At 61.8% G+C, this 19,786-nt stretch carries 15 protein-coding genes; 12 read left to right on the top strand and 3 right to left on the bottom strand.

What is annotated here, in order from left to right; translation table 11 throughout:
• The first annotated feature begins 209 nt into the window (after positions 1-209).
• From murD to SH809_05415, 8 genes are all read left to right on the top strand, one after another.
• Positions 210-1,568, top strand: coding sequence for a UDP-N-acetylmuramoyl-L-alanine--D-glutamate ligase (gene murD, locus SH809_05380; GenBank protein ID MDZ4699120.1), 1,359 nt, complete (start codon positions 210-212; stop codon positions 1,566-1,568).
• A gap of 102 nt (positions 1,569-1,670) precedes the next feature.
• Positions 1,671-2,822 (top strand): FtsW/RodA/SpoVE family cell cycle protein, encoded by a 1,152-nt coding sequence (locus SH809_05385; protein ID MDZ4699121.1) that lies wholly within the window; start codon positions 1,671-1,673, stop codon positions 2,820-2,822.
• Between the two features lie 28 nt (positions 2,823-2,850).
• Positions 2,851-3,969, top strand: a complete 1,119-nt coding sequence (murG, locus tag SH809_05390; GenBank protein MDZ4699122.1) for an undecaprenyldiphospho-muramoylpentapeptide beta-N-acetylglucosaminyltransferase — start codon at positions 2,851-2,853, stop codon at positions 3,967-3,969.
• A gap of 21 nt (positions 3,970-3,990) precedes the next feature.
• Complete coding sequence (murC, locus tag SH809_05395) at positions 3,991-5,418, top strand: UDP-N-acetylmuramate--L-alanine ligase (GenBank protein MDZ4699123.1); 1,428 nt, start codon at positions 3,991-3,993, stop codon at positions 5,416-5,418.
• An 81-nt stretch (positions 5,419-5,499) separates the two neighbouring features.
• Positions 5,500-6,477 carry an FtsQ-type POTRA domain-containing protein gene (locus tag SH809_05400; protein MDZ4699124.1) on the top strand — a complete coding sequence of 326 codons (978 nt, stop codon included), beginning with the start codon at positions 5,500-5,502 and terminating at the stop codon, positions 6,475-6,477.
• 22 nt (positions 6,478-6,499) lie between these two features.
• On the top strand, positions 6,500-7,762 hold the full coding sequence (gene ftsA / locus SH809_05405; GenBank protein MDZ4699125.1) for a cell division protein FtsA: 1,263 nt from the start codon (positions 6,500-6,502) through the stop codon (positions 7,760-7,762).
• A 119-nt stretch (positions 7,763-7,881) separates the two neighbouring features.
• Entirely contained in the window at positions 7,882-9,168 is a 1,287-nt protein-coding gene (gene ftsZ, locus SH809_05410; protein ID MDZ4699126.1) for a cell division protein FtsZ, read from the top strand.
• A 398-nt stretch (positions 9,169-9,566) separates the two neighbouring features.
• A complete protein-coding gene (locus SH809_05415) occupies positions 9,567-9,980 on the top strand; it encodes a hypothetical protein (protein MDZ4699127.1) in 414 nt (137 codons plus the stop codon).
• 12 nt (positions 9,981-9,992) lie between these two features.
• Here the strand turns inward: SH809_05415 and SH809_05420 are convergent, their stop codons facing one another.
• Positions 9,993-10,235 carry a hypothetical protein gene (locus tag SH809_05420; GenBank protein MDZ4699128.1) on the bottom strand — a complete coding sequence of 81 codons (243 nt, stop codon included), beginning with the start codon at positions 10,233-10,235 and terminating at the stop codon, positions 9,993-9,995.
• On the opposite strand from SH809_05420, the gene SH809_05425 reads away from it, so the two are divergent.
• Both SH809_05425 and SH809_05430 read left to right on the top strand, forming a co-directional pair.
• Positions 10,224-11,159, top strand: a complete 936-nt coding sequence (locus SH809_05425; protein ID MDZ4699129.1) for a hypothetical protein — start codon at positions 10,224-10,226, stop codon at positions 11,157-11,159. The genes SH809_05420 and SH809_05425 overlap by 12 nt on opposite strands.
• Before the next feature lie 72 nt (positions 11,160-11,231).
• The gene (locus SH809_05430) at positions 11,232-12,350 is read left to right on the top strand and encodes a BamA/TamA family outer membrane protein (protein MDZ4699130.1); all 1,119 of its coding nucleotides are present in this window, start codon (positions 11,232-11,234) and stop codon (positions 12,348-12,350) included.
• Here SH809_05430 and SH809_05435 read toward each other — a convergent pair.
• Positions 12,323-13,150, bottom strand: a complete 828-nt coding sequence (locus SH809_05435; GenBank protein MDZ4699131.1) for a hypothetical protein — start codon at positions 13,148-13,150, stop codon at positions 12,323-12,325. The two genes, SH809_05430 and SH809_05435, sit on opposite strands and share 28 nt — an antisense overlap.
• 49 nt (positions 13,151-13,199) lie before the next feature.
• Positions 13,200-13,406, bottom strand: coding sequence for a hypothetical protein (locus SH809_05440; protein MDZ4699132.1), 207 nt, complete (start codon positions 13,404-13,406; stop codon positions 13,200-13,202).
• 213 nt (positions 13,407-13,619) lie between these two features.
• Here SH809_05440 and SH809_05445 point away from each other — a divergent pair, with 213 nt between their 5' ends.
• Positions 13,620-19,364, top strand: coding sequence for an RHS repeat-associated core domain-containing protein (locus tag SH809_05445; protein MDZ4699133.1), 5,745 nt, complete (start codon positions 13,620-13,622; stop codon positions 19,362-19,364).
• Complete coding sequence (locus SH809_05450; GenBank protein MDZ4699134.1) at positions 19,364-19,723, top strand: hypothetical protein; 360 nt, start codon at positions 19,364-19,366, stop codon at positions 19,721-19,723. The genes SH809_05445 and SH809_05450 overlap by 1 nt, the downstream gene beginning before the upstream one ends.
• Positions 19,724-19,786 lie beyond the last annotated feature (63 nt).

Here is a 19,786-nt window from a genome sequence, read left to right on the forward strand (position 1 = left end):
CCGCGCAGGCGGGGACCCAGAAAAATGCCAGTCTGATGGCTGGATTACTTCGTAAGTCGCTTCGCTCGTTTCCCGCCTTCGCGGGAGCCTGCCCCCGGCCTTGACCGGGGGATGACTATGCCTTCGGTTGTGGAAATCTCAACAGTTTCTAAATAGTGCACATTAACCATTAAACATGAAGCCTTGAACCCCTTTTAGCGGGCAATGAGATGACGGACGTCACCGGACGGAATATCACGATCGTGGGAGCGGCGCGGAGCGGCTTTTCGGCGGCGTTTCTGCTGGCGAAGGCAGGTGCGCGGGTCTTCCTTACGGACCGTGGGCCCATCGACGAGGGACGCATGTCCGCCCTAAAGGCGGCCGGCATTGCCGTCGAGGCCGGCGGTCATACACCCCGTGCGCTGGAAGCCGACCTGGTGGTCTTAAGCCCCGGCGTGCCGACCACGTCGCCCCTCATTCAGGATGCGTTGGGCCGCGGCCTTCCGGTCGTCTCCGAGATCGAGGCGGCGAGCTGGTTCTGCCGCGCTCCGATCGTGGCCGTCACCGGCTCGAACGGCAAGACGACCACCACCAGCTTGCTCGGCCACCTGTTCCGGCTGGCCGGCCGGACGGTGCACGTGGCCGGGAATATCGGGTTTCCCTTCTCGGATATAGCGATGGATGCCCGGCCCGAAGACGTGGTCGTGCTGGAGATTTCCAGCTTTCAGCTGGACCATATCGACACCTTCAAGCCGCGCGTGGCGGTGGAATTAAACATCACACCGGATCATCTCGATCGATACGGATACCGCTTCGAGGCCTACGCGGCGAGCAAACTCCGGCTGTTCGAGAACCAGGGTCCCGGCGACACCATCGTCTATAACCACGACGACGTGTTGCTCAGGGAGCGGGCACAATCGGCGGCCAGGTCGCAGGGCTGCGAGGGCCTCGGCTTCAGCCTGGAAGAAGTACTCAGCGCCGGCGCATTCCTCCGCGGTACGGAGATCGTGCTTCGGAGACATCAGGAAGAGATACCGCTCATGGAAAATCATCAGCTAGCCTTACCGGGCCGGCACAATATGTACAACTCGCTCGCCGCCGCGATGGCGGCCCGGGCGATGGAGGTCAGCGCCGACGCCATCCGCGAGAGCCTGGCGAGTTTCGAAGGCGTGCCGCACCGGCTGGAGTTCGTGCGCGACTTCGAGGGGGTGCATTACATCAACGACTCGAAGGCGACGAACGTAAACGCCGTCTGGTACGCGATTGAAAGCATGACCCGGCCGGTTGTGCTGATCGCCGGCGGACGCGACAAGGGGAATGACTACGAAAGTATCAAAACGCTGGTCAAAGAACGCGCCCGCGCGGTGATCGCCCTCGGCGAAAGCGCTGGGACGGTGATGCGCGAACTGGGCGCCCTGGCGCCGGAAGCCATCGAAGTGGCCTCCATGACCGATGCCGTCGCCACCGCGCGCCGGCTGGCGCAGCCCGGCGATGTCGTGCTTCTCAGCCCGGCCTGCGCCTCGTTCGACCAGTTCAAGAACTACGAAGAACGGGGAGACCTCTTTCGTCAACTGGTCTGGGCCTTCTGAATGGTTGCAGGCTCCAGGTTGCAGGTTTCAAGTTGGGTTCGCCGATGGTGGCGCTATCCCGCAACCTACAACCTGCAGCCTGTAACGTGTAACGCATAAACCATGAACAAACGGCAACCGAAATCGAATGTGGCGACCGCCACCCGCCCTCCCCTGGATAAATACATCCTGTGGGTGGTGCTGGGGCTGGGCGCCATCGGGGTTGTGGCCGTCTATAGCGCCATCGGCTACCTGGCCACGACAAAGGCGGAGGGCAACGTCACGGGACTGATGCTGCGGCACCTGTTGCATATCGGCATCGGCATCGGGGTGATGCTGGTCTTTAGCCGGATTGACTACCACGTGGTGGTCCGCTACAGCCGGCCGGCGCTGATCATAGGAACCGGACTGCTCGTGCTCGTCCAACTCATCGGCGTCTCCATGGGCGGCGCCCAGCGTGCGCTCCAGGTAGGGAGCATGATGTTCCAGCCGGCGGAACTGGCCAAGGTATCCCTGCTGGTCTATATGGCCGTGTTGCTCGCGCGAAAGCAGACGTACATCGAGAGTTTCGGACGTGCTTTCGCGCCGCTGTTCGCCTGGGTCATCCTCACGGTGGTGCTGATCGGGATGGAGGACCTCTCCACGGCTTCACTCGTGCTCGCTTCAGCTGTCCTGATGTGTTTCGTCGCCCGCGTACAGGTGCTTCAACTCGGCGGGCTTGGCCTGGTGACGATCTTGCTCGCCACGCTTTTCCTCGTCTCCTCGCCGGCGCGTATGTACCGCCTCGAAGAGTTCGTGGGCATGAGGCTGTCAGCCGACGGAACGGAGCAGGTGGATGATATCGAGGTCGAGCAGAGTTACCAGATGCGCCAGTCGATGATTGCCTTTGCGCTCGGCGGGATCGCCGGCCAGGGCCCGGGCAAAAGCATCCAGCGCGACTTCCTGCCGGCGCCTTACAACGACTTCATCTTTGCCATCATCGCCGAGGAATACGGGATGCTCGGCGCCCTGGCGCTGCTCTTCCTCTTTCTGGTGCTGCTCTTTAGAGGCTACCTCCGGGTAGCACGGCACGCGCCGGATCCGCTCGGGATGTTTCTCGCGGTAGGACTCACAACGACGGTGGCCATGTACGGCTTTGTGCACGCCGCCGTCACCTGCGGTTTGCTGCCCGTTACCGGCTTGCCGATGCCGTTTGTGTCCTATGGCGGTACATCGATCCTGGCCAACGGTCTGATGATGGGCATCCTGCTCAATATCAGCCGGCAAGTGAAATAAGCATCCGTTGCCCGATGACTTCCAATTCATGACCACGGACCACACTCCATCCCGTGCACCGCGTGTTCTCTTTGCCGGCGGCGGCACGGGGGGGCACGTGTATCCGGCAATCGCCATCGCCGATGCCGTCCGTGCGCTGGAGCCGCGGGCGGCCGTCGCGTTCGCGGGTACCGAGGACCGGATCGAGTGGAAAGCCGTGCCGCATGCCGGCTACCCGATCCACCCGATCGTCGTGCAGGGATTCCATCGGAAACAGCCCCTGCGCAACCTGGGCTTTCCGTTCAAGGTGGCGAAAGGGTTTATGCAAAGCCTGAGCCTGGTTCGAGCCTTCGACCCCGATCTCGTCGTCGGCACCGGTGGGTATGTCGCCGGGCCGGTGTTGCTGGCGGCGCGCGTGCTGGGCCGGCCGATCGTCATCCAGGAGCAGAATGCGTTTCCCGGAGTGACGAACAAGCTACTTGGCCAGATGGCGACCTCGATCCATCTCGCTTTCCCGGAAGCGCGACGCTTTTTTGATGCGAAACGGTGCATCGTCAGCGGTAACCCGACCCGGGCGGCACTTGTCGATGTGGATCGCGCCGAGGCGCGACGCCACTTCGCCGTGCCGGAGACAGGGCGCTTACTCCTGGTCTTCGGTGGATCGCTCGGGAGCGCCGCGTTGAATACGGCGATGGAGACGCACCTGGAGCGTCTGCTAGCCGAACCCGACATCTACGTGATCTGGCAAACGGGGTCGTTGTACTTCGACCGCGTCCATGACAGGGTTACGCCGCACGAGCGGCTTTCCGTGCTGAAATACATCGACCGGATGGACCTCGCGTACGCCGCCGCGGATGCGGTGCTGGCGCGCGCCGGCGCCATCACATGCAGCGAACTGATGGTCACCGGCACGCCGTCGATCCTGGTGCCGTCGCCAAACGTGGCGGAGGACCACCAGACGCCCAACGCCCGGAGCATGAGTGATGCCGGCGCCGCGCGCTTCCTGGCCGAGGCCGACCTCGCCGGCCGGCTCGCCGACGAAGCGCTCGGGTTACTCCGCGACGCGGACACACGCCGCGCCATGCGCGACGCCGCGCTGAGGATCGCAAAGCCGCATGCCGCACGCGAAATCGCGGCCGACATCTTGAATCGAATTAACACCCCCTGACCGGGCATATCGTCACCTGTTTTGAAACACGAGATTACATCGAAAAATCCCGGCCTGCACCGGCGTCAACCCTTCCTGGGGCGGATCCGTCGCGTGCACATGGTCGGCATCGGCGGGATCGGGATGAGCTCGATCGCCGAGGTGCTGATCAACCGCGGGTATGCGGTGACGGGGTCCGACATGAAAAAAAGCGACATCACCGACCACCTCGAGACGCTCGGGGCGACGATCTTCGAGGGCCACGCCGCCGGCCAGGCGGAAGGGGCCGACGTCGTCGTCTATTCGTCCGCCGTGCGCCCCGCCGACAACCCGGAGACGCAGGAGGCGGACCGTCTCCGGATTCCGCTCATCTCCCGAGCCGTCATGCTCGGCGAGTTGATGCGGATGAAGTTCGGCATCGGCATCGCCGGCACGCACGGGAAAACGACGACCACGACGATGACCGGGCTGGTGGTGGCCGAAGCGGGGTTCGACCCGACCATCATCGTGGGCGGCAAAGTCGCCTCGTTCGGCTCAAACGCCGTCGCCGGCGAGGGAGACATCATCGTCATCGAGGCCGACGAGTACGACCGCACCTTCCTCCGGCTGACGCCCTCGCTGGCGGTCGTCACCAACATCGACACCGACCATCTGGACATCTACGAGGACCTCGCCGACATCCAGAACGCCTTCGTCACCTTCACCAACAGCGTCCCCTTTTTCGGAGCCGCCATCCTGTGCCTCGACGACCCGAAGGTACAGGAGATCGTGGGGCGGATCGACCGGCGCATCGTCACGTACGGTACCGCGCGCCAGGCGCACATCCGCGCTGAAGCGATACGCCAGCAGGGCCTGGAGAATCAATTCGACGTGTACCGTGGCAAAGAGCGACTCGGCGCGATTGTAATCAAGGCGCCGGGCCTGCACAACGTGCAGAACGCCCTGGCCGCGATCGCCGTCGGGCTCGAACTGGATATCCCATTTGACAAGATCGCCAGCGGTCTGGCGCACTTCACGGGCGTTCAGCGGCGCTTCCAGCTCCTCGGAGAAGCCGCCGGCATCCTGGTTGTGGACGACTACGCCCATCACCCGACGGAGGTGCGCGCCACGCTGCGCGCCGCGAGCGCCGGCTGGCCGGACCGGCGCATCGTCGCGGTGTTTCAGCCGCATCTGTACTCCCGAACGCGGGATTGCATGGACGACTTCGCCCGCGCCTTCTTCGATGCCGACGTGCTGGTGCTCACCGAGATCTACGGAGCCCGTGAAGCCCCAATACCGGGCATCGACGGGCGCATCGTGGCCGACCTCGCCGCCGCGTACGGTCATCGCGATGTGTATTTTGAACCGAATATCGAGGCGTTGCCCGCGCTGCTACGCGGCATCATCCGAGCCGGCGACGTCGTCATTACCATGGGCGCCGGCAACATCTGGCGGTACGGAAGACGGTTATTTGAAGAACTGGGGTCGTAAGGCGCTCCGATCGATCTGCCATGTTAACAATGTACGCGCGGCCGACGCCACGCATCGACGCCGGGAGATACCCGGATAGCAATGAGGAAAGACAAAAAGGGTTCGAAGAACGGCGCCGGGGGAGAGATTCCTCGCAACCCCATCTGGGGTACGCCGAGCGAGCCGCCCCAAGGCGCGAAGTCGGCGAAGGACAAACGTCCGGAGCCGTCGCGCGGGCCGACGCCGGTCAAGGAGCGACAGCCGGAGCCCCGGAGCACGTCGCGCAGCACGCCGCGACCGCGGCCGGCGCCTCGCCCCCGGGCGAAACGCCCCGCCTCCGATCGACCGAGCATCGGGCCCATTCCCATCGCGGCGCTGGCGGCGGTCGTCATGCTGAGCGCCATCGGGTGGATGTGGAAATCGCAGCTTCGCGTACGCGACGTGGTGGTGGAAGGCGCGCGGCATACGCCGGCCGACACCGTGCTAGCGCTCGCGCGCGTCGACACAGCCGTCGCGTTTTTCGATATCGACACCATCGGTATCGTGGAACGTCTCGCCCGGTTGCCCTGGGTGGAAACGGCGACGGTTCGCCGCGCCCCGAACATCACCATCCAGATCGACATCCTCGAACGGAAGCCGGCACTACTCATCATCGACGACGCGGGACGCCCGGCGCGCTACCTGGATCGGTATGGGTACCCGATGCCTTACGCCCGCGGCGGCTACGACGTGCCGCTTTTACGCGGGTTCGACGGTCCATTTGTCGCCGGCAAGCCGACGGACCATCCGGCCCTGCTCGAACTGGTCGACGTCCTCGCGGACACCGGCCCCACCACGGACGCCCTGTTGTCGGCGTTTGAGCTGGGGGTGGACGGGATGGTGGAACTGTACACGACGCCCAAACCCGGCCGAGGATCGGTTCATGTCGGGCTGGGCACAGGGAATTTTGAGCACAAGCTGTCGCGCCTCCAGGCCTTCTGGGATCAGGAGGTCCTGGCGCAACGCGAAAAGCATTTTGAGTGGATCGACCTCCGTTTTGACAGTCAGATCATCACCAGGGAACGTACCCTGACTCAATAATCGAAGAAAACCGGTAACCATTATGGATGGAGAAATCGTAGTCGGCCTCGACATCGGCACGACCAAGATCTGCGCTGTGCTTGCAGCGGAGGATGACCTCGAAGGCATCCATATTCTCGGCGTCGGTGTAGCCGAGTCGGAAGGCCTCAACCGCGGCGTCGTGGTAAACATCGACAAGACGGTCGCCGGCATCCGCGAGGCGATCGAAAAGGCCGAACGCGCCGCTGGTGTGACCGTGCGCAACGTGATCGTAGGCATCGCCGGAGACCACGTGCAGAGCTTCCAGAGCCGGGGCGTGATCACCACGCACCGGGACGGGGAGATCACCGAACGGGATGTCCAGCGCCTGCTCGAGGATACCACGCACGTGGCGATGCCGGCGGATCGTGAGATCCTCCACGTGTTGCCGCAGGAGTTCATCGTCGACGGCCAGGACGGCGTCGTCGATCCCGTGGGCATGAATGGCGTCCGCCTCGAAGCGAACGTTCATATCGTCACCGGGCTCGTCTCGGCGGCGCGCAATATCTATCGCTGCGTCGAAAAAGCCGGCTACACCGTGGCCGACATCGTGCTCGAGCCGCTCGCCTCGTCCTACGCGGTCCTGCACCAGGATGAGAAGGAAGTGGGCGTCGCGCTGATCGATATCGGCGGCGGAACGACGGACATCGCGGTGTTCGAGGATAAGACGATCCGCCATACGGGCGTCATCGCGGTGGCCGGCAATAAAGTGACGGACGACATCCGCAAGGGCCTCGGGCTGATGAAGGATCAGGCCGAGCAACTCAAGAAGCAGTACGGCACCGCGCTGGTCGACATGAACGTGCCCGACGAGACGATCGGCATCCCGGGCATCGGCGGCCGCACGGAAAAAACGATCAGCCGCAGCGCGCTCACACAGATCATCCAGCCCCGACTGGAAGAGATCCTCGAGATCGCCGGCATCGAAATCAAACGCAGCGGCTATGCGCGCCATCTTGGCGCCGGCGTCGTCCTCACAGGCGGCGGCTCGATGGTGCCGGGCACGGCGGCGCTTGCGGCCGAGGTGCTGGGTGTCGAGGCTCGCGTGGGAATCCCGACGGGGCTTGGGGGCGGCATGGTCAAGGAAGTCAGCGATCCGAAGTTCGCGACGGCCGTCGGCCTGGTGCTCTACGGCCTGCGGCCGAGCCTGATGGGGCGCGAGTTTCTCGCCCAGAAGGAACGCTGGTCCGCCGGCCACACGCACCCGGAGGAATCCGGCGCGCGCCGCATCGTGGAACGCATGACGCGGTGGTTCCAAGAACTTTAATAAGTACTGGTTGACCATTAACGATTAACGATTGCACACGGCATCTTAACCATTTTAGCCGGATCTGCTCAATTCGGCTTTACAAAGGAGAATCTTGCATTCTTCGCCAGGAGGGATTTATGGACAACATTATCAGCTCACGCTTCGCGTTCGATGACGGCGCAAGTGAAGGCCCGAAAATCGCCGTCATCGGTGTTGGCGGCGGTGGAGGCAACGCCATCAACAACATGGTGTCGAAAGGCATCAACGGGGTCGATTTTATATCGATCAACACCGACAAACAGGCGCTCGACGTCAACAGGGCCGAGGTGAAAATCCAGGCCGGCGCGAGCCTGACCAAGGGGCTTGGGGCCGGCGCGCGCCCCGTGAAGGGGGCCGAGGCCGTCGAGGAGAGCCGCTCCGAAGTGGAGCAGCTGCTTCGCGGCTACGAAATGGTGTTTATCACCGCCGGCATGGGCGGTGGCACCGGCACGGGCGGCGCGCCCGTTGTGTCCGCCATTGCCCGCAAGCTGGGCATCCTGACGGTGGCCATCATCACCAAGCCGTTTGAATGCGAGGGGCGCCGGCGTATGGAATCCGCCCAGGCCGGCATCGAATTGCTCCGCGAGCAGGTCGACACCCTCATCATCATCCCGAACGAACGGCTGCTCGACATCGCCGAGCCGCATACGAGCATGATCGAGGCCTTTGAGAGGGCGGACGATGTGTTGCTGAACGCCACGCGGGGGATCAGCGACCTCATCACCGTGCACGGCCTCATCAACCTCGACTTCGCCGATGTCGAGACGACGATGAAAAATGGCGGCACGGCCCTGATGGGCTCGGCCACGGCCGCCGGCGAGAACCGCGCGGAACGCGCCGCCATCGAGGCTATCTCGAGCCCGTTGCTCGACGGCGTCTCGATCGCCGGCGCGCGGAATGCCCTCGTGAACATCACGGCCGGCCGCAACCTCGGCATCCACGAGGCGACCACCGCCACGAGCATCATCCAGCGCGAAGCCGGCGATGATGTCGAGGTGATCTTCGGCACCGTGATTGACGAAGATATGGGCGACAGTCTCCGCGTGACGGTGATCGCGACCGGGTTCGATCGGCGTAAGCAACAACACGGGCCGCCCGCCGCCGCTCAGGCGCCGCCGCGACGCAGCTCGCCGCTGGAACAGGAAAATTCGGTGAACTACCCCAACTACAAGGGGGAGGATAACCTGCGTCAGCTGGATATCCCGGCGTTTGAACGCCGCCAACCGGGCCCGCCCCGGATGACCAATCCGATCGAGCTGTCGGATGACGCCGACGCCGCCGGCCGCATCAAGCGCCTGCAAAGCGACGACATCCGCGAGCGCCGCGAGCGGATCGGCAAGGGCAACACGGATGTGCCAGCCTTTCTTCGGAAGATGATCGATTGATAAGGAAAAAGGTAAAAGGTAAAAGGTAAAATGAGTTGAGACGTGGCAGAGGCTACGACAGCTTCGGTCTCGAATGGGCTGCCCCGTTTTTTCCTTTTTCCTTTCCCCTTTTTCCTTTCCCCTTTTCCCTCCCTTCCGGCCCCTGAGCAAGGCCGCGTCCCACACGTCTGCCCATCGCAGTACGTGTGGGCTTTTTTTTACTCCCCCCCGCCACCAAATCGCTATTCGCGAATCGCTACTCACTAATCGCTACTCATCCCGTATCTTCCCTGTCCGATACTTTCGCTCCTTCTTGCATGGTTGCGTTCATGCTATTTCGTGGTGCCCTCCGTTCGATCTTATGTGTGATGTGGTTGGGCATCGTCGCCCAACCGGCGGCGGGCCAATCAGTGCGTGGCATGGTGTGGGAGCCGCCGCTGCGTACGGATCTGGCGGAGCTCGATCTGCGGGAGATGCAGGCCATCGGCGTTCAGGCGGTGCGTTCGCCGCTGCTGCGTAATGAACGGCTCTACGAAGTGGCCGATTCGCTCGGAATTGCTCTCTATCAGGACCTACCGTTTGCGTACCTCGCCGCCGGCGAATTGATGGATACGCTCCGATACGCCGGACAGGTCATCCAGGAAGCGCTCTGGTGGGCGCGCGATCATCCCTCGGCGCGCCACTTCGGTCTGGCGCGACTCGTGGACACGAGCGACGCCCGGTCTTGTGCCGCGCTGTCGATCATGGCGCAGCAGTTCCGTGCTGACGGACCGGCCGACGTTCGGGTGTATTATCTCACCTCATTTATCGAAAGCGACCGGTGCGCCGGCTAGGTCGACCTGGTCCTACTGGATGCCCTCGACGCTCCCGACGCCGTCGCGCTCGTCCGCGCCTGGCAGTCCGCTCAGCCCGAGTTCGCGGGGCGGACCGGCATCGGGCGGATCGGTACGTGGGTGATCGACGGCCGCGATGAAGACGGTACGCGTGTTCCCCATTCCCGCTCGTACCAGGCACGTTTTCTGGAAGATCAGCTTAACGTGCTTCTCGCGGATTCGTTGGTCCATCCGCCGGCCACCGTGTTTGTGCATAGGTGGCGAGATCGGCAGTTCGACCGGCCTTCGCTCGGCCACGATCTATCCAACCCCTATGCAGACGCGTACGGCCTGCATAGTCCATCCGGTGAGCGCCGGCTGGCTCTCGCGGTGGTGGAAGGAATCTTCACGGGGAGGCAGACAGTGTTTGCGTTTCCGCCTGGGAATCGTCCGCGCGATGCGACACCGTGGCCCATCGTGTTGGGCTGGAGCGTGCTGCTGTTGCTGGGACTCGGGTATTTCCGGTACAGCCGTTTCCAGTCGATGGTGCGGCGCTACTTTTTTGCGCACGGGTTTTACCGAGAATCGGTGGCCCAGGGGCGAGAGTTGATGTTCGGACCCAACACGTTGGTGGTGACCGCCCTCATCATTGCATCCGGACTGGTCAACAGCGTGGTGCTCGAGGCCGTACGCGAGCAGCCCGCGGTTGCGTTGCTGACACGCAGCCTGCCCGAGTCGATGGTGCTCTCGATCGTGGCAGTGTTGGGCCGGCCGCTCACGGTGACCCTTGTGCTCGGAAGTATTTTCGCTGTCGGCGTGTTCATCTGGACATCCGTTTTGTCTGCCCTATCGAGCCGCAATCGGCATCCGTTGTTGCCGGGGCAGGTGCTTATGCTTGTCGCCTGGCCCCGGTGGAGCCTGCTACTGGCCATGCTCGCAGCGATGGTAGTGAGTACGCTCCCTCCGTCGGAGGCCATCGGATGGGCGATCGCGCTGGGCATCGTGGCGTTGCTGGCCGGCATGGGCGCCACGTTTCGCACCGTCAACGACTATCGGCACATCACCCGCGCCCGGTGGTCCAAACTCGTGGTCGCTCTGGCCGGGAATCCCTTTTTCCTGCTCGTTCTGGTGTGTCTCTACCTTGCCATACGTCATATGCCTCGGGTAGCGTTTTTTGTGCACCTCGTGCTGCGGCAGTAAGCCGGGACCTTATCCTTCAACGCACGCGTATTCCGAGCGCCATCTGCCGCCCTTTATTTAATCGTGCCGTCCATGTCTCCACGGATGTGTGTGTTGGTCCTTGTGTGTGGTGTCGTTTGCATCGGGTCCGCCATGCTCGCGGCACGGCCGGTAGCGGCGCAACGTCCCGCGTCAGAATCCAGCGCCGATACAACCGACGTCGTCAAGCGCAGCTGGGTGGTGCTCCCCAGTCTGTTTTATACACCCCGTACAAAGATTGGTGGTGGCGGCTCGGTCCGCTTCTTCCCCGAGCGCCTGCGCAGCGGCCGCCCTTCCGTCATAGAAGCCTCCGTCATCTACACGCAGCGTCGACAGACGATCATCAGCCTGTCGCCCGACATCTTTTTTGATGGAGATCGCCGGCGGGTATTCGGATCCATGCTCTATTTCAATTTCCCGGATCGGTTTTATGGCATCGGAAACGATCAGCCGCTCCGTGCCAGCGAGAGTTACACGTCGCGTGTGGTCAGCGGCCTGGTCGGGGGCGAGCAGGAGGTACTGCCGGGGTTCCGCGTAGGCTTGACCGCCTGGGTGCGGCGTGAGCGGTTGTCGGACCTCGAGCCGGAGGGTGTGCTGGCCGGCGGGACCCTGCCCGGCAGCGAGGGGAACTGGGTCGTGGGGCCGGGCGCGTATGTTCGGTGGGATACGCGGGACGACCTCTTCTACCCGTCGCGCGGCGCCTATGCGCGGTTGTCGTGGATGTACTTCGATCCTGCGTTTGGCGGTGACTTTCAGTTCAGCCGAGCCGGCGTCGACCTGCGTCGGTTCTGGTCGTTGGGCTGGGATCAGATCCTCGCGGTGCAGCTCCAGGGGCTGGCGGTCGCGGGCGGTGCGCCATTTCAACTCTACCCTGAGGTGGGCGGTAGCGAGTTGCTGCGCGGTTATGCGCAGGGTCGCTACAAGGACCGACTCGTGCTGGCGCTGCAGGCCGAGTACCGCCTCTGGGTCTACGGTCCCGTCGGGTTCGCTCTCTTCGGCTCCGCGGCGGATGTCCAGCCGGCCGTGCGCCATCTCTTATCCGATCCCTTTATCCTATCCGGAGGCGCCGGGTTGCGCTTTTTGATGAACGAGCAGGGCGTGAACTTCCGCGTCGATTACGCCTGGGGCCGCGATGGCGGGGCGCTCTATATCTCCGTCGGCGAGGCGTTCTGACCGGGTACTACGTAGCGATATTCGATATTGAGCGAATGCACGTGGGCGTAACGGAGCACCAGATAGTCGCCGGAGATCGGATAAAACCGTACATCGTCATCCGCCGACTTGACCGACGGGTTCGCCTTGTCCTGGTCCAACCGCCGGCGTTTGGCGTGGGTGAGCACGATACGATCGAGCGCGCCGGCTTTGTCGAAGTAGAATTTGTGGAGGTAGCCCCAGTAGATATAGGCGATGCCACCCTGTTCCACGACGGCAGAAACGTACGTGTACCCCTGGATCGAGCGGTAGAACTTGAGCCAGTCCTGTAGCTCACGCCCACCCCATTTCCACTGGCGCGCTTCGATGATCTCCATGATCGGGTCCTCCTGGCGGAAGAGGTAATACCACTCGTTGCGGAATCGAAGAGAACGGAAACGGAGGTCTAGTCGGAGCCGGCGGACCAGAGCGTGAAGCCCAAACCCGACCCCGATCGCGAGCGCGTTCAGCCCCAGGAAGTAGATAAAGATGCGCTCGGGCGCAAAGGTGATGGCGCGGATGGCACGCTGTCCGGACCCATTCTCGACTCCGGTCAGGAAAAACAGCACGGCTTCGAGGTCTATCGCTACCCCGAACATCGAAAGCGCCCAGCCCCAGAGCAGATGCAGCGCGGCGGCCAGGACGACCCCGTAGGCGATTTCCTCGGAGATCGACGTGAGGTAGACCGGGCTCGTCCACGTGCCCTTCCGGTACGCATACCGGCAGATGATCCCCGGGAGTACGATCAAAAAGATGAGGAGCGCCGGGAATGCGACATCCATCGATGCGGAGAGCTACGTGCGCGATGAGGCGGGCGCGCCGGCTAATCGCCTAGCGCGCCTGGGAACGGCCGTTTTTGCGCTTTTTGATGGAGCGCGCGAGGTCCATCGCTTCGTCGAGCGAGCGCGTCACGTAATAGGCTTCGCCGTCGACCTTCACCCAGCCGTCCTTGTGGTCGTGATGGAGCCGGCCGAGCGCTTTGCACGCGTCCGGGTCGTCGAGCAGTTTACGCGCGTTTTTGGAAATGTAAGCGTCCATACGGGATATCGTGTAGCGTCTAGGTGCAGGATCGAACGCATACGTTCGATCTAAAACCCTTTTGCGGCAGGTTCAGGGGGAATGTACGCATCATCCGCGGCATTGTTTACAAACAGGCGCGGGCATATCTCATCTTTCGCTCATGCTCCGCTCATGTTGCGGGCCGATTCCAGGGCGATTTTGGGCCATCCGTTCATCGAACTGTGCCCGGCCATGAAAACTGTCGTCTGTCTGCTGCTTGTTGTGCTTACCGCGGCGCCATTGCGCGCCCAACAGAGCCTGATCTTTAACCAGTACATCACCCAGCCGGATGTATGGCGGCCGGCCGCGCCTTCCGAGCCCGGCGTTGACGCAAAAGGGGATCTGACCCTTTCGGTCCCCGTGATGACGGTCCCGGGTCGAGGCGGGTTGGATTACACGATCCAGTTCACCTATCGGTCGGGCATCCGCGTAGGGCAACGGGCTGGCTGGATTGGCCTTGGCTGGGAGTTTGATCCTGGCTCCATCACCCGAGAACCGATGGCGCTGGTGGATGTCGGCGGCTCGGTGCATGGAACCGACTGGGCGACAGGCGCCGCGCCCGTGTGGCAGCCGGATGCCTACTTCGTGACGACGCCTGCAGGCTCATCCATGATGACGCGCTTCGTCGCCGGCGCCACGCCCCCGCGGACGGATACAGACGGGTTCTACCTGAACGAATGGCGCCCCTGGAAGGTGGACTTTACCACGGCGAACCCTGTCACCGTCGTCGACGCCGCCGGCGGCGGGACCACCACCTCGGTCGTCTACAATGGCGCGGCCACCCCGAAGCCGGACTATACCGCCTTCACGATCACGGCCGATGACGGCTCCCGGTACATCTTCGCGCACCCGACCCTCTCTACCTTTCGGGCATTTGCCAGCAATCTGACGGAGCAGGACGATCTGCAGGTCGAGTACTTCGTGAGCACCTGGCGCCTGCGGGCAATCCTGGGGCCCGATTACCTCGGGCCCGATATCCCCGTCGGCGTCGAAGCCGGCAGTTGGATCCGGTTTGACTACACCGCGCCCACGACGATCGTCGACATGAATGGCGTAGAAGCCCCCACACGCCAGCAGGTGGCTTATCTGAGCGCAATCGTCACACCCACGCATCAGGCGTCGTTTTCGACCTCGCCGCGCTTCAACGAGGACTTCGCGTTGTACGAGGAGGGGCATTTCCAGGAGTTGAACACCATCACCCTGGCGGCCCGGTCGGCGCCGACGACGATCATCCAGAAAGTCGAACCGATCACCTCCAAGCTCCATCAGAGCCCGGAGGAAAAGAGGCTTTCGCTGGATGGAATCAAAATCTATGGCAAGTCGAGCGATGCCTCGATGCCGGCATATGCGTTCACCTACTGGGGATCATGCCATACCACAATCACTGGCGACCATGATGACTGGTTCGGCTTCTGCCACCAGGATACGTCCGACGTCTTCAACACCGGCTCCAATAACGCCGGACGCGCATGGAGCCTCAAGCGGATCACGTATCCAACGGGTGGCTATGATGAATTCGACTACGAAGACGATGCCATCCTCAGTACCGAAACGGCGCCGTTCTGGCAATATGACCTTGAAAATGGCGCCACGACGACGGCACTCACCTTCAGCGTCACGACCGAACAAACGCGCCAGGGAGGAGCGCGGGTGCTGTCGTACAAACGAGGTGATGGCCTCGGGAGCGAGTGGACCGCCACGTACAGCTACGGCGCGGGCCGGCTGAGCGGTATCCCGAGCGGTTGGTGGAAGACCTGGTACACGACCTTCCGGGCATTCCTGGGGAGCGAACGCGGGCAGGCCGCCGTGTTTTACGACTACGTTCGTCGTACCGATCCGGATGGCGGCGCGGTCCAAACCCATCATGTTACCAGTGGGAATCACGCCGCCAGCGCCCTCAAGCTCCAGACGTTTCTGTACCTGAAGCTCGATTATGGCAACGCTAATTTTTTATATCACGACTTCACGCTGGTCCAGGGAAACCAACACTGGAACTGGGGGCTCCCGTTCGAGACGCGCTACTTCAACAATGGCGGCACAAACCCTGTCCGAAAAACGACCCGCACCTACGACTTCACGAGCTACAAGCTCGCCAGTGCGTTCACCTCCGGCGCCAACGAGGCGAAAATCGTCTGGGCATACGCCGACAAAGTGAGCAGCGAGACCGATACCGACTATGGTCAGAGCGCCAGCCCCTCGACGTTTATCACCCGAACCACTACGTACGAGCACGATTCCGCCGCCGGCACGGGTACGGGCTACGTGACGTCCACCGAGGAGACGCTCAACAGCACCGCCACGCCGGCCCGGCGGACTGAGTACACCTATACCTATCAGCAGTACACGGATCTCAACACGCGCAACATCCTTCACCCTGCGGTTCAGACACTCGTCGGTGAAAAAACGAGCGCCACCTCTACCACCTGGCATGCCTCACAGGTGACTCGTTGGGGCAGTTTCTCCGTGACCGGGGGTACACTCTGGAAGCCCAAATACACCGTCGCCTGGAATGGCGCGGCATCGGCGACCAAGCCCACCTACAGCAACTGGTCGATAGATACCATACCCGCCGGCTGGCAGAAAAAGGACGAGACCACCGCCTATAACGAACACGGTCTCCCTACTTCCACCAAGGACCCGCGCGGGAAGGTGATCACCCTGACGTACTTCACCGGCACAACAGGCACAAGCGTCATCCCCCCGGGGCTGCTCAAGACGGTAGCCAGAAGCGGGCTGTCAGTCGAGTTCGGTTACGACGCATCGTTCGGCCTGATTACCACCGTGAAAGATGAAAATGAGCACACACGCACCTACGAGTACGACAATTTCGGCCGGCTCCAGGGGGTCAAGGACCGGATGAGTCCGTCGAATACGGTTACTACCTTTACGTACACGACGACCACGGCGCCATTCCAGGTGCTCACCAAACAGTTCCACGCCGGTGGGCTCGCCTATGAAACGCTGTCGTTCTACGACGGTCTCGGCCGGCCGCTACAATCGCAAACGAAGGACGGTAGCGTGTACATCGTCGGGCATACCGAGTATCTGCCAGGCACCTCGTCCGCCGGTGCAAAGGTCCGCCAGTGGAAGCCGTACAGCCACGCGACGGCCGGCGCCTATCATGCGGGCTTCGCCGCCACGGCTCGCACGCAGTACGGGAGCGGCACCAATCCATACGTCGAGACGCAGTATCGCCGCGATGGCCTGGCAAGGGTGAGTCACATTACACCGGAGAACGATGGCGTTACCGCGCCCAATGTCGTCACTTCCTACAACGTGGGCGCACTCGACGGTGGCTCGTCTTCCAACTACAGCTTTCAGGAAATAACCGACGAAGTTGGCCACATTACACGCACGTACACCGACACCTTCGGCCGCACCAAACAATCCGTGGCCGGCTACAACACGGCCGACAAAGCCGTCACGACCTTTACGTACAATGTGCTCGGCCTCCCGACGCAGATTGTCGATCCGCGCGGCCTCGTCACGACGAATACCTACAACGTCCAGGGCCAACTCACCCAGCGCATTTCGCCCGACGCAGGCACGGTGAAGTTCGAGTACGATGCCGCCGGCAACATCCGCTTTAGTCAAGATGCCGTCCAGACCGCGGGAAGTGACGTGCTGTACACGAAATACGATGACCTGGGCCGGCCAACGATCACCGGGCTCCATACCAACATCGGCTTCGCGACGTTGGCTGGGACGACGGACTATAGCTGGGAGACGTCGACTACAGGCTATTTCTTGTTCGTCAATCACTATGGCGATGCCGCCAATGGCTATGCAGGCACCGCCGCGAAGCCGGGAACAAGCACCTTCCCGTGGTCGCTATTTTCCACACAGATCAATGCGGTGCCCGCGGTTCTTAACGGCAAAGCACATCGCACAGCCGTTGCCTTTAAAAGCAACGGGCGGTGGCAGATCGAGCTGGCCAGCTTCGATAATGAGGAGCGCGCGGCCTGGAAGCGGGTCTATACGGAAGCCGCTGCCGGCGGCATTGCGAACGCGCTGAATACGACATTTACTTACGCATTTAACTGGCAGGATCAGCCGACCAGTATCCAATCGACCGTCGGCAGCCTGAACTGGTACCAGTGGTACGACTACAACGAGCGAGGCACGGAAGCCAGGAGCTCGGCCTCGACGACTTCCATTAAACCCGCACTGGCCGATGTACAGCTTCTCTATAATCCGGCCGGCGCCGTCAGAACGGTGCAACTGGCGGAATATGGGACCAATTCCTACCGCGATTCAAAGGCGTATACCTACAACCTGCGGGGCTGGGTAACGGGTATCGATCTGGACGCGGAAAGTACCCCTTTTGCGGCTACGTATGAGTACGCCGGCGACGGAAACGTCACCACCGCCATCGTAAACCAGGGCGCCGCGGCGATCGACAAGCGCTACCGGTACGTCTTCACCTACGATGCGCTCAACCGGATGAAGACGGCGGATTATTCCTACGCCGTCTGGAACAACACCGGGCAAGTTGGCCCCCAACCGTTTGCTGTGGGTGGGTGGGACTGGTACTTCTCCACGCGGTACGACGTGTCGGGTGTCACGTACGACAAAAGTGGCAACCTGACCGCCCTGACCCGCAATCGGGAGACCGGTAGCGCGATCGACCAGCTCACCTATGCCTACACCCCCGGCACAAACAGGCTGGCCTCTGTCACGGATGCGCTGACCACTGCCGAATCCTGGGATGCCGAGACGGGGAGTTTTTCCTACGACGCCAGTGGCAACATGAAGACGGCCCCGGCGCCCTATGGCATCACCGCCACCGTGTACGATGAACGTAATCTGCCCATTTCCATCACCGCGGGCACAACGACTACCTATCGGTATAGCGCCGACGGCCAGCGCTTCGCGAAGAAAGTTGGAAGTGCGGCGGGAGAGCATTACGTTTTGGATGGGAGCCAGGTTATTGGCGTGTTCTCTGACACAGGGGCCCTCAAGCATTGGAATATTATCTCGGGCGGGTCGGTCTGGGGTCGTTATGATGGCGCCGCCCGATTCTACTACCACAAGGACGCCCTGGGCTCTACGCGGCTCGTGATGAACGGGGCCGGCACAACGGTCGAGTGGCGGGACTATTACCCCTTTGGCCTCACGATGCCCGGGCGGAGTTATCTGTCGGGGGCGGTCGCAAAAGAAGGCTTTACCGGTAAGGAACGGGACGCCGAGACGGGGCTGGACTACTTCGGCGCGCGGTATTACATGCCGGCGCTGGGGCGGTGGGGAAGTATGGATCTGCTGGCGCTGGATCCTGCCCAGGTCGACAAGTCGCCTTATGCCTACAGCTGGAACAATCCGGCCACGCTGACTGATCCGGATGGGCGGTGCCCAAAGTGCCTCAAGACGGCCTACAACGTCGTCAAGCGAGCCTATAAAGCCGCTGAAAATGCCGGCGACATGAGTCAGCTTTTTAAGCTGGATACCTGGAAAAAGGCCGGCGTGGATGAGGTTGTGGATTTCGTTGACAACGTGAGCACGCTTGCGGATGGTCAGGCGACTGTCGACGACGCGACCGCTGTAGTAGATCTGGTGACCGGACTTGGGGATGAGGCGAAGGCGGTTGGGAAAGCTGTCGGAGCGATTGAGGAGGCGGGAGATATTGCAGGTGCAGCCCGGAAGACAGATTTTGTGGTTACGGAGACGGGTACGGCGATTCCTGTTCCCGACGGTGCTGTTGGCCCTTCGACTCCTCCCTCGGGAGGTAAAGGAATGGTTTACTCAGGAGGCTCGGGCGGCAAGGGAATGCATGCTTCGGCCTCCGACGTATTTATCATGGATCCCATAACGGGCGGTCCATTTCCACAGGGACGCCGTGTATACTATATGAATGATCGCAATCAAAAAATAAATCGAGCAACTGGGCAAACCGTCGGGAAGAAAGATCCAGAGGCGCATATATATATTGAGGAAGACTGATGATCAAATCGGAAGCCCTGAAATCGTTCGCAGCCAGGTTAAAGCTTCTCGAAGGGGAAGAGCTCTGTGCGATCACGTTTATTCGTGATTATGTACAGTTTACTCTTGGTGAGAACATACTGAATACATACACGTGGCCGATTCTAGATGAGGGAGGTATCTTGTATCACGAGGACACTCTCGGATATAGAGATCGTTTGTGTGGACAAATCGGAAACAAGGTATCTGAAGTGTCCTATGAAGAGCCTGTGGCCATGATCGACTTTGGAGAATTGTGTTTGCGGGTGATTCTGGACGGTGATGATTGCTATGAAACCGCAAGCCTTCGCGATTCCGGGGGTGAATATAGTGCCGTTTAGTCGGGCATTGGATACGAAAAATCTTCACTCCTTTAGTATTGGTTATTTGTAGATAATATTCAA

This window comes from Rhodothermales bacterium, assembly GCA_034439735.1.
Classification (GTDB): domain Bacteria; phylum Bacteroidota; class Rhodothermia; order Rhodothermales; family JAHQVL01; genus JAWKNW01.

What these genes read in the sequence shown, in the direction of transcription:
- murD (MDZ4699120.1), top strand. Translation starts at nt 210, where the DNA reads ATGACGGACGTCACCGGACGGAATATCACGATCGTGGGAGCGGCGCGG.
- SH809_05385 (MDZ4699121.1), top strand. Translation starts at nt 1,671, where the DNA reads ATGAACAAACGGCAACCGAAATCGAATGTGGCGACCGCCACCCGCCCT.
- murG (MDZ4699122.1), top strand. Translation starts at nt 2,851, where the DNA reads ATGACCACGGACCACACTCCATCCCGTGCACCGCGTGTTCTCTTTGCC.
- SH809_05400 (MDZ4699124.1), top strand. Translation starts at nt 5,500, where the DNA reads ATGAGGAAAGACAAAAAGGGTTCGAAGAACGGCGCCGGGGGAGAGATT.
- ftsA (MDZ4699125.1), top strand. Translation starts at nt 6,500, where the DNA reads ATGGATGGAGAAATCGTAGTCGGCCTCGACATCGGCACGACCAAGATC.
- ftsZ (MDZ4699126.1), top strand. Translation starts at nt 7,882, where the DNA reads ATGGACAACATTATCAGCTCACGCTTCGCGTTCGATGACGGCGCAAGT.
- SH809_05415 (MDZ4699127.1), top strand. Translation starts at nt 9,567, where the DNA reads ATGGTGTGGGAGCCGCCGCTGCGTACGGATCTGGCGGAGCTCGATCTG.
- SH809_05420 (MDZ4699128.1), bottom strand. Translation starts at nt 10,235, where the DNA reads ATGCACAAACACGGTGGCCGGCGGATGGACCAACGAATCCGCGAGAAG.
- SH809_05430 (MDZ4699130.1), top strand. Translation starts at nt 11,232, where the DNA reads ATGTCTCCACGGATGTGTGTGTTGGTCCTTGTGTGTGGTGTCGTTTGC.
- SH809_05435 (MDZ4699131.1), bottom strand. Translation starts at nt 13,150, where the DNA reads ATGGATGTCGCATTCCCGGCGCTCCTCATCTTTTTGATCGTACTCCCG.
- SH809_05440 (MDZ4699132.1), bottom strand. Translation starts at nt 13,406, where the DNA reads ATGGACGCTTACATTTCCAAAAACGCGCGTAAACTGCTCGACGACCCG.
- SH809_05445 (MDZ4699133.1), top strand. Translation starts at nt 13,620, where the DNA reads ATGAAAACTGTCGTCTGTCTGCTGCTTGTTGTGCTTACCGCGGCGCCA.
- SH809_05450 (MDZ4699134.1), top strand. Translation starts at nt 19,364, where the DNA reads ATGATCAAATCGGAAGCCCTGAAATCGTTCGCAGCCAGGTTAAAGCTT.